This is a genomic window from Rhizobacter sp. P3_B12, from assembly GCF_056402895.1.
In genome coordinates this window covers 19987-29963 of record NZ_JBFUGN010000007.1, presented here as the reverse complement: position 1 = coordinate 29963, position 9977 = coordinate 19987, and the positions used below count along the sequence as shown (strand labels likewise).

At 69.5% G+C, this 9977-nt stretch carries 7 protein-coding genes; 3 read left to right on the top strand and 4 right to left on the bottom strand.

The window, feature by feature from the left end; all coding sequences use genetic code 11:
• Window positions 1-988 (top strand): ATP-binding protein (locus AC1D01_RS01055; RefSeq protein ID WP_477864263.1); only part of this gene is annotated, 988 nt, incomplete at its 5' end.
• Between the two features lie 96 nt (window positions 989-1084).
• Here the strand turns inward: AC1D01_RS01055 and AC1D01_RS01050 are convergent.
• Window positions 1085-1222 (bottom strand): hypothetical protein, encoded by a 138-nt coding sequence (locus AC1D01_RS01050; RefSeq protein WP_477864262.1) that lies wholly within the window; start codon window positions 1220-1222, stop codon window positions 1085-1087.
• On the opposite strand from AC1D01_RS01050, the gene AC1D01_RS01045 reads away from it, so the two are divergent.
• Complete coding sequence (locus AC1D01_RS01045) at window positions 1212-2390, top strand: MFS transporter (protein ID WP_477864261.1); 1179 nt, start codon at window positions 1212-1214, stop codon at window positions 2388-2390. The two genes, AC1D01_RS01050 and AC1D01_RS01045, sit on opposite strands and share 11 nt — an antisense overlap.
• Here AC1D01_RS01045 and AC1D01_RS01040 read toward each other — a convergent pair.
• Genes AC1D01_RS01040 through AC1D01_RS01030 form a run of 3 tightly spaced genes read right to left on the bottom strand, consistent with a single transcriptional unit; the run spans window position 2387 to window position 9841 of the window.
• Entirely contained in the window at window positions 2387-4879 is a 2493-nt protein-coding gene (locus tag AC1D01_RS01040; protein WP_477864260.1) for an ATP-binding protein, read from the bottom strand. The genes AC1D01_RS01045 and AC1D01_RS01040 overlap by 4 nt on opposite strands.
• On the bottom strand, window positions 4876-7701 hold the full coding sequence (locus AC1D01_RS01035) for an ATP-binding protein (protein ID WP_477864259.1): 2826 nt from the start codon (window positions 7699-7701) through the stop codon (window positions 4876-4878). Before AC1D01_RS01035 ends, AC1D01_RS01040 begins: the two co-directional genes overlap by 4 nt.
• A gap of 7 nt (window positions 7702-7708) precedes the next feature.
• The gene (locus AC1D01_RS01030; RefSeq protein WP_477864258.1) at window positions 7709-9841 is read right to left on the bottom strand and encodes a TonB-dependent receptor; all 2133 of its coding nucleotides are present in this window, start codon (window positions 9839-9841) and stop codon (window positions 7709-7711) included.
• Between AC1D01_RS01030 and AC1D01_RS01025 the strand changes: the two genes are divergently transcribed.
• On the top strand, window positions 9836-9970 hold the full coding sequence (locus AC1D01_RS01025; protein ID WP_477864257.1) for a hypothetical protein: 135 nt from the start codon (window positions 9836-9838) through the stop codon (window positions 9968-9970). The genes AC1D01_RS01030 and AC1D01_RS01025 overlap by 6 nt on opposite strands.
• Window positions 9971-9977: the final 7 nt, after the last annotated feature.

Here is a 9977-nt window from a genome sequence, read left to right as displayed (position 1 = left end):
GACCAGCACGGCCCAGCATGCATTGGCACTCAACGCACCGGGCTTCTCCGGTGGTGCGAACTGGGTCGGCCTCTCCCAGGTGCGCAGGGGCGGTGTCGTCGCACACGTGTCCGGCGCGCTGGACCGGCCCGGCGCAGACCTGCCCAGGCTCGTTGCGACCCTGCGCGATACCGACATGCTGCTCGTGCTGGACAACTGCGAGCACGTGCTGGAGGAAGCCGCTACGCTGGCCGAAGCCATCGCGGCCCAAGCGCCGCGGTTGCGGCTCATCTGCACCAGCCACGAGCCGCTGAACGTGGCGGGCGAGCACGTGCTGCGGCTGGAGCCGCTGGCCGCTACGCCGGACAAGGTGCGGACCCTGGCCGAAGCGCTGCAGTCGCCCGCAGTCGCCCTGTTCGTCGAACGCGCCCGGGCGGCGTCCGACAACACGGTGTTCGATGACACCGACGTGCCGGACCTGCGCGAGCTGTGCCGCCAGCTCGACGGCATGCCACTCGCCTTGGAACTCGCCGCTTGGCGGATGCCCGCCGTGGGCCTGAAAGGGCTGCTCGCACGACCCGACGACTGGCTGCTGCTGTTGACCCGCGGGCGCCGCGGTGCCCAGCTGCGGCACCAATCGTTGCGGGCCGCCATCGACTGGAGCTATGGCTTGCTCGACGACCTGGAGCGACGCGTGCTGCGCAGTCTCGCGGTCTTCGACGCACCGTTCTCGCTGACCAGCGCGGTGGCCGTGGTGGAGCGGTCGCCAGGTGGGGCCAGCATCGAGGATGCCGTGCTGCGGCTGGTGGACAAGTCGCTGCTGCAACCCTGCCCGCAGGGCTGCGAGCTGGACGACGGTACCTGCTACCGGCTGCTGAACACGACGCGCCTGTACGCGATGGAGCGATTGGCAGAGCTGCCGGACGACGGCGGCGTCCGCGCGCGACATGCGCTGGAGCTGCAGCGTCTCGCCAGCCGCCCTTCGGCAAGGGTTGCGGCCGCGATGTGAATCGTCGTGAATCCACGGCGAGGCACGATCCAGCCGCTGGGCAATCGCTTAAGGTCCGGCGCTTCACACGACAGGAAAGAAAACCTTGGCTGCTGCTCATGACGCGACCGACATCGGCTCCAGACTGGATCGCTTGCCGTTGACGTGGTTGCACGGCTGGCTGGTGCTGGTGTGCACGCTCGCCACGACGGTGACGATCAGCGAGATGTCGCTCAGTGGCGCCTTGTCGGCCATCTTCTCCAGCGGCACGAACAAGGCGTCGTCCGGCGAGCTGTCGGCACTGCTGTCCTCCGTCTACGTGGGCGCCGTCATGGGTGCACCGCTGTTCGGCTGGCTGGCCGACCGCATCGGGCGCCGGGGCGTGCTGATCGGTGTGCTGCTCTGGATCGCCGTCACGTCGTTGGCGGCCGGTTTCACACGCGACATCCTGCAACTGACCGTCTGCCGCGGCCTGGCCGGCCTGGCGCTTGGCGTGCTGCCGCCGCTCGTCGTCTCGCTGCTGGCCGACGTGCTGCCCCCCAAGCAGCGCGGCGTGATGACGTTCTGGTGCATCGGGCTGTCGACCGTGGGGCCTTTCTGCACTCTGATGTTCCTGCGGGCCATGGCCACCTCCACCTGGCATGGCGGGGAATCCTGGCGGCTGACCTTCGGGGTGCTGGCCATGCTGTGCGTGCTGACCGCCGGCGCCGGCGCGCTGCTGCCGGAGTCACCGCGTTTTCTCGCCGTGCGTGGCCGCATGGCTGACGCCGTGCAGGCCCTGGGTCGCTTCGAGCGCTCGCGCGTACTGCCGTGGCAGGGCACGACGCGGCACGCGCCAGCAGCAGCGGCGGGCTTGCAGCAGGAACGGCCCAAGCACCTGGTGTATGCGCTGTTCGCGCTGAGCCCGTGGGCCACGTCCTCGTTTCCCATCCTGTCGGGCGCGGTTCTGACGCAGCGCGGCTTCGCGCTGAACGATGCGCTGATGGTGGTGAGTCTGTCCATGGTCGGCCCCATGGCGGGCAACTTCGTCAGCTCCATGAGCCTGGACCGCATCGACCGGCGACACGGCCTGGCCGCCTGTTCGGTGGTGCTGGCGCTGTCGGGGGCGATGTTCGTCTCGTCCAATGTCTCATGGCAGGTGCTGACCGCGGCCGCGGTGTTCGGCATGGCGACGTCCATCTACCTGTCGACGCTGAACCTGTACGCCGCGGAACTCTTTCCGACCGAAGGCCGGAGCCGGCGCCTGGCGAGCGCGTGGGCGCTGAACCGCATCGGCGCTGCGCTTGCGCCGCTGCTGCTGGTGCCGCTGTTGCGCAACCAGGGCGCCGAGGCGATGTTTGCCGTCGTCGCGTGCACCATCGTGGCGGCGTTGGGCCTCACCTACCTCTCGCCGCGCGGCCGGCAGCGGCAGGCGGTGACTTAGCCGCCCATCAGCTCGCGAGCCAGTCTCAGGTCGCGCGTCGCGAAGCCTTCGTTGAACCTGGCGTAGACCGACTGCAGCAACGCAAGGCCTCCCGCGGCATGGCCCCAACGCCGGGCCAGCCGCGCCGCGCTGATGGCGGCGCGCAGCTCCCACCCCAGCGCGCCTTGGGCGCGTGCGAGGGCCAGCGCGTGTTCCAGCAATCCGGTGGCAATGGCTTGAGCGTCCGGCCCGTCGGCCGCAGCCGTGTGCTCGGCGCGCAGGCGGATGATCTCCGGCGCACACCATCCCACGGCGCCGGCCTGCGCACGCGCGAAAGTGTCGGTGCACAGGCCCGCCTGCTCGAACGTGCCGAGATGGTCGCGGTACTTGGTCTGCTCGCCGTTTGGCAGTGTCTTCAGCGCTTCGGCATGGGCCGGATCCGAGGCGCTGCCGGCATCCAGCACCACCTCGATCAGGCGTCCCCAGGCCTGGTAGTACGGAAACTCGTACCGGTCGGCCTGTTGCACCAGGCGCGCGGCCCAGCCGACACAGGCCCGCGGGCGACCGCACCACAACGCGATGGGAATGGCGGCGAAGGCCAGGCCCTGGCAGATGGACGGTGGTGCATCCTGCTCGGCAAACGACAGGCACTCCTCGACCATTCGCCAGGCCTGGTCGGGGCGACCTTCGATCCAGTGGATGCGGGCCAGCACGATGCGCATCGACACCTCCACGCTGACGGGCGACGGGGTGTAGATCAGCGGGATCCGCCGGTCGGCCTGCTCCAGCACGCCTGCGGCGAGCGTCCGCGCGGCGGCGTGATGGCCGAGGAAGTGCAGCGACTGCGACCGCGTGCGCCGGCCGGTCAGGTCGATCACCCAGTCGGCGCGATCCAGTTGCTGGATGTCGCGCGTGCGGKTCAGCGATTCCCAGTAGTTGCCATGCTGGAAGCTGTGGGCCCACAGCGCCACCAGCGCCCCCAGTTGCGCGGCCGCCGAGCCGGGGACTGCGCTGATCTTCAAGGCTTTGGCGAGCGTGGCAATGTGGTGCGGTTCGTCTGTGATGACCCGCAGTTGGCCGAAGGCCGGAAAGGTGTGCATCCGCACGGCCAGTTCGGGCCGCGGCGGATCGAGCCGATTCACCTCGCTCAAGGCGCGGCGCGCGAAGTCGTCGAAGCCGGCGAAGAGGCCGGTCTGTTCGGCCAGCTGGAGCACGGCCACCGTCAACTCGGTGCCGAGCAGCGAGTCGCCCGCGTCCGAGAATGCCCAAGCCAACGCATGGCGCACGTCCTCGATCCACACGCCGTGCGCGCGGCGCCACTCGACCTTGCCCATCGAGTTCCACTGCTGCTCGGCCGCCTCGAGCAATTGCATCAGCGCGTGCGCGTGCCGCGTGCGCGCGCTCCGGTACTCCGACGTGACGGCGCGCTCCAGTTGTCCGCTCGCGTAGGCTCGTGTCATGTCGGGCATGCGGTACAGCAGGGTGTCACCCACCTGCAGCGTCATCAGCAGGGACTTGTCGGCAAGGTTCAGCACGGTGTCCAGTGCCTCGGCCCGTGGCCCGCCGGCGACGGCGACGGCGGTGTCCAGCTCGAAGCTGCCGCGCAGGCACGCCAGCGCACGGAAGGCCCGCTGTTCATCGCCCTGCAGCAGGCGGTAGCTCCAGTCGAGCACGGCCTCCAGCGAACTGTGCCGGTCGGCCTGGTCGTCGGAGCTGAGGCTCAGCAGTTCGGGCCCGAGCTGCGCGGCGATGTGGGCCAAGCCCAGCCGGCAGGCATGCGAGGCCACCAGCGTGATGCCGAGCGGGCTGCCGTCGAGCCGCCCGCAGATGGCTGTGGCGTGCTCGATGTTGTCGGACGTCGGCGCGAATGCGGCGTCGCGCGACTGCGCCACGTGGAAGAACAGCTGCACCGCGGGATAGGTCATGGCGAGCCACAGCGGCAGCGCCGCCGCACCGGGCGGGGATGCCAACGGCGCGAGCCGGTGCACCCACTCGCCCTTGGCACGCAGCGGCTCGCGGCTCGTCACCAGGATCAGGATCCCGGGCACCGAGGCCGACAAGTCTTCCGCCATGCTGGCGGCGGCGTCGATGACCGTCTCGCAGCTGTCCAGCACCAGCAGCATGTGCCGGCCGGCCAGCCGTTGCCTGAGGTCTTCACGCGACACGCCGTGCAAGCCCTCCATGCCCAGCGCCAGGCCCAGCTCGGCTTCCAGCACCTCGCCGGCGCTGAGCCGTGCCAGGTCCAGGAAGCAGATGCCGCCCGCGAGCGTCGCCGACAGCCGCCGGGCCACCGCCACGGCGAGCGTCGTCTTGCCGAGCCCGCCCGGCCCCACCACGGACACCAACCGCCGCTCGGTCAGCGTGTTCGCCAGCTTGCCGGTCACTTCATCGCGCCCGACGAAATGTCGAGGCAGATCGGGCAGCGAGACCTGGGCCGGCGCGTGCGGCCGGGCCCCGCTGGTCGGCGCGGCATTGGCGTGTGAATCCGGTTCGTGGAAGTGCTTGTTCATGTGACGCTCTGCAGCAGCGTGCGCGCGGCCACCAGCTCCGGGACGGCGCTGCCATCGTCGATGGACGCAAGCAGAGAACGCAGCGTCGCCAGGGCGCCAGGCAGGGCGCTGTTGTCCGTGGCCATGGTGGCCATGCTCAGCGCGATCCGCAGCATCCAGAATTTCGCGCGCTGTTTCTCGGCCAGCTGCAGGGCCTGTTGCAACCGCGCCGCGGCAGTAGCCGGCGCGCCGCGATGTTCGTCGAGCGCCACCAGGCGCATCACCTCAGGCGCACACCAGCCCACAGCGCCCTGGTCGACCCGTGCCTGCGTCGCCGCCGGAGGGCGCGATGCCCGGATCGTTGCCACCATGTCGCCCAGCGGCGGGYAGCCGGCCATGGCCGCATCCACCGCGCTGCCAGGCGGGATCGCTTCACCCGCCAATGCGCGCCTGAATGCCTGGGCATATGCCAGCCAGTAAGCCAGGCCTTCGCGCTCCGACAGGCCCCGCAACTCCTGGATCCACTGGTTTGCCAACGCTGCATCGCCCCGCCAGATCGCCATGGGCACGGCGGCCATGCCCAGCACCTGGCAGCGCGCGAAGACGTGCGCATTGGCGCTTCCGTCAAGGGCCTGTGCCAGCGTTCCCCATGCGGGACCGAAGTCTCCTCGCAGCCACTGGATGCGCGCCAGCTGGATGCGCATCGAAACGCCGAAGGGCACTTCGCTGAGGAACTGCCGGCCCACACGCGCGCCGTTGAAAGCGATGACCCGCCAGGCCAACGGCTCGGCAGCGTCGTGGTCTCCCAGTGAATGCAGGCACAGCGCCGACATGCGGTCGGAGATGGCGATGGACAGCGGCTCGAACCCGCCGGTGGCGAGCTGGCGGATTTCCTGGCAGCAAGCGAGCGACAGCCGGTAGTCGCCCTGGCCATAGGATGTCGTGCTCATGCCGAAGAGCGCCTCGATCCTCTCGCCATCCGATCCCAGAATCCCCAGCAGCTGGCGAAGGCGTGAGAAAAGGGCGGGGTGGTGCCGGGTGCCCTCGGGCACATAGCCCATCATGAAGGTCGCGGCGATGCGCAGCGGCAGCTCCAGCGCCAGCGCCTCCCGGTCAACACCCGCCCGGGGGAGCTTGGTCAAGGCTGTCTCGATGTGGCGCAGGTATTCCTCCACCATGCCGGCATCGCAGTAGATGCGCTTGGCGAAGGCGGTCAGCTGGATGCCCAGGCCCAGGTCGCGCTCTTCGATCAGCGCCCATTCGATCGCCGCCCGCACGTCGGCGATGGACGAGCCCAGTGCGGGCGACCAGTGGTATTGCGACATGCCGGCACCCGCCTCCCGCGCGCGCTGCAAGCCTTCGACGATGAACGTGGCATGTCGCCGATGGACCGCCGGTGCGTCGTCACTGTCGGCCAGTCGCTTCTCGGCGTACAGCCGGGTGATGAAGAGCAGGCGGTGCAGCTGCCGGTCTTCGTCCGCCGAATCGTTCACGATGAGGGACTTCGCGCTCAGGCTGAGCACGTCCTCGATGATGCGCTGCCGGCTCAATGGGGCGCTGGCCGCGATCGCCACCGCACCGTCGAGGTCGAAGGCGCCGCGGAACACCGACAGCCGCTGCAGCACCAGACGCTCGCTGTCGCTGAGCAGGTCATAGCTCCAGTCCATCACCGCTTGCAGCGTACGGTGGCGGGACAGCGCCGTGCGCCGGCCGCGTGTGAGCAACTCGAACGCGTTCTCCAGGCGGCGCAGCAGGCCCTGCACGCCCAGGCTGTCCACACGCGCCGCAGCCAGTTCGATGGCCAGCGGGATGCCGTCCAGGAAGCCGCACAGCTGGCGCACTGCGGCGGCGTGCACGTCGGTCAGCTCGAAGGAATCGCAGTTGGCCCGGGCGCGTTCCACGAAGAGCTGGATGGCCGGGTAGGCGAGCAGGTCCTGCAGGTCCAGCGGCTCGTCGGCCGCGGGCAGTGCCAGCGGCGGCAGCTTGAACACCCACTCGGCTTCGATCTCCAGCGGCTCGCGGCTGGTGGCCAGGAAGTGCACGCCGGGGCATGTGCGCATCAGCCGGTTGACGAGCGTGGCTGCGGCGTCGATCACGTGCTCGCAGTTGTCCAGCACGAACAGCATCTGCTTGCCGCGCAGTGAAGCTTCCAGCACGGCGAGCGTGTCTCCCGGGGACACGATCAGTCCCTGCGTCTGGCCCAGTTCGGCAGCCACCAGGGCCGGGTCCGACAGGTGCGACAACTCGACGAGGCAGGCGCCATCGGCAAAGCGTCGGCTCAGTCCTTCCGCAACGGCCAGGGCCACGGTCGTCTTGCCCATGCCGCCGGCGCCCACGATGGACACCAGCCGCTCGCGCGCCAGCAGCTCGGCGATCTGCACGATGGCCTGCTCGCGGCCGATCGGGCGGGTCAACCTTGGCGGCAGGGACTGTGCAGCAGGCGACACGGTGGCCGCCCATTCGGCGCCGGGCGGCGGCGCGGCTCGCTGACCGCCGCCGTGATGTGGCGAGGACCGCGTCTCCCCGACGAACGCATAGCCGCGRCCAGGCACGTTGGCGATATAGCGCGAGCCGTCCACGCCGTCGCCCAACACCTTGCGCAGCGCCGAGATGTGCACCCGCAGGCTCGTCTCTTCCACCACCGTGTGGGGCCAGACGCGGGCGACCAGTTCATCGCGGCTGTACAGCCGCCCGGGTTGTTCCAGCAGCACGGCCAGGAGCTGCAGCGCCCGGCTGCCCACGCGCACCGGGCCGCGGTCGTCGCTGATCTCGTGCAGCGTCGGGTCGTAACGGAAGGGGCCGAACGCGATGGCCGCCGGTGCGGCGCCGGGTCGGGCCTCCACGACCCCGCTAGAGCTCATACCTGAGGTTCGCCATCACGGTCCGCGGAGCGTTGTAGTACGCCGCGTCGATGCCCAATGGCGGGATGCGGTTGCGAGCCAGCGCGTAGGCGCGGTCCGTGGCATTGCGAACGCGCAGCGACACCTGCCAGCGTCCGCTGTCCGGGGCGTAGGTCAGTGCGAAATTGACGTACGTCTGGCGCGGCGCGCGCAGGGCCGCGGTGTTGGCTGCATCGATGAACTGCGGCGCGATCAGCTGCAGCCACGCATCGGCGCTCAGCAGTCCGCCTGCCGAGCTGGTGCGGCCCTTCAGTCCCAGCGCGGCACTCCAGCGAGGGGCATAGGGCAGCTCGTGACCGCTGAAGTCGCTGGCGGCAGACCCGCTGGGATTCAGGAAGCTCTTGAAGCTGGAGCGCAGCCACTCGAGCGAGCCGGTGGCGCTGATGGCCGAGGTCAAGCCTTGTTCGGCCTCCAGGTCCAGCCCATAGGTGCGGGCCTTGGCGGCGTTCAGGAAGACGGAGTCCGCCACCAGCGAACCGTTGACGGTGGTGCCGCCCAGCGAGGCCAGGTAGTCCCGGTAGTCGTTGTAGAACGCCGCGGCGCTGAAGTTCAACCGGCGCGGTGCGGAGCGCAGCTTCACACCTGCCTCATAGGTCGTGACCTTCTCGGGATGAGCTGCCACGCCCGCCGAGATCAGCGACTCCGCCGCGCGGTTGAAGCCCGCGAACTTTTCGCCGCGGGCCACGCTCGCGTACATCAGCGTCGTCGGCGTGGCGTTGTAGTCGAGCCCGACGCGGGGCAACAGTCCGCCCTCGCTGGTGTGCAGGTCGGGCGCATCGTAGACCTGTTGCGTGGGCACGAACTGCGCGTTCGTTCGCCAGAAGGCAWTCGCGGCGTCCTGCCGGGCGTGGTACGCGCGCAGGCCGAGGGTGGCCGAGAGTCGTTCGCTCAGGCGCGGGTGGGCTTGAGCGTAAAGGCCGACATCCTGGGTCTGCTGGTCGGTGAGAGCCTGCGTGTAACCCGGTGCCGCGGCGGCCACCGGAAAGGACATGACGTAGCGGTTGAAGTGGAAGCGATCTCGCACCAGCATCGCGCCGGCCACCAAGTCCAGGCCGTCACCACGCCGGGTCACCTGCAACTCCTGCGAGAAGGTGCGCTGGCGCACCTGCTGCGAGATCTCGTAGCGTTCCACTTCGAGACCGCTCCAGTCGGCCACCGTGGGGTCGTCGGTGTAGCCCCGATAGGACGTGATGGACCGCAGCTTGGTCCCGGCCGCCACGTCCCACTCGACCGTCGCCGAAGCACCGCCCGCCTTGCGCTTGAACGCGCCGGCGTCCGACGCGTTGAACGACACGCGCGGCGCCGCACCAGGGTGGTTGAGCGGGAAGTTGATCGTGTTCGTGTCCGAGCGGTCCAGCAGGTGGTCCACAGCGAAGACGATGTGGGCCGTCGGTCCCGCGAGCACCTTGACCTTGGCGCGGAACTGCGTGGCGTCGAGCTTGTTGATGTCCTCGTGCCGGGTGGCGTTGTGGGCGAAGCCATCGTTGCTGCGACGCGAGATGGCCAGGGAGGCGCTGAGGTCCGGTGTCAGTTTGCCGGCGAACAGCCCGCGCGCCTCGCGCTGGCCCAGGTTGCCCACGCCCACACCGATCCAGGAGCCCGCGATCTCATCGGGGTCGGCAGACACCAGCTTGACCGCGCCGGCCGTCGAGTTCTGTCCGTACAACGTGCCCTGTGGGCCACGCAGCACTTCGTAGCGCACCACGTCGGGCAAGTCCCACAACGCCGTCGCATAGCCGCGCAGCAGCGGCACGTCGTCCACATAGATGCCCACCGCCTGCGCCATGGCGGGTTGGGACACGCCCACGCCGCGCAGGCCGACGGTCTGCGGCATGTTGCTGTAGCCGTTGGGCACGGCCATGCCGGCGACGATGCCGACCAGGTCGTTGAGTTGGAAAAGGCCCTTCTTCTCGATGTCTTCCTGCGAGATGACGGCCACCGACACAGGGACCTTGTCCGCGGTGCCCGGCATGCGCTCGGCGGTGATGAGGACGGGCGGCAGCACGTTCTCCGCCTGCGCCTGGACGGCCTGCGAACCCAGCGCCATGGCGACCGGGAGCAGCACGCGGGCGGCGCGATGCATCGCATCGGCTTGACGGTCTTCGGCCTCGACTCCCCCAACAACGAACATGCGAACCTTCCTCCGCGCAACGGGAATGCGCGCGGTGGAATCATCAACGGCGTCGAGCCGGGCGGGCGTGAATCCGCGTGAATCTTCG

Coding starts and splice junctions, on each gene's coding strand:
- AC1D01_RS01050 (WP_477864262.1), bottom strand. CDS start 1,222: ATGGCCGACAAGGCGCCACTGAGCGACATCTCGCTGATCGTCACCGTC.
- AC1D01_RS01025 (WP_477864257.1), top strand. CDS start 9,836: ATGCATCGCATCGGCTTGACGGTCTTCGGCCTCGACTCCCCCAACAAC.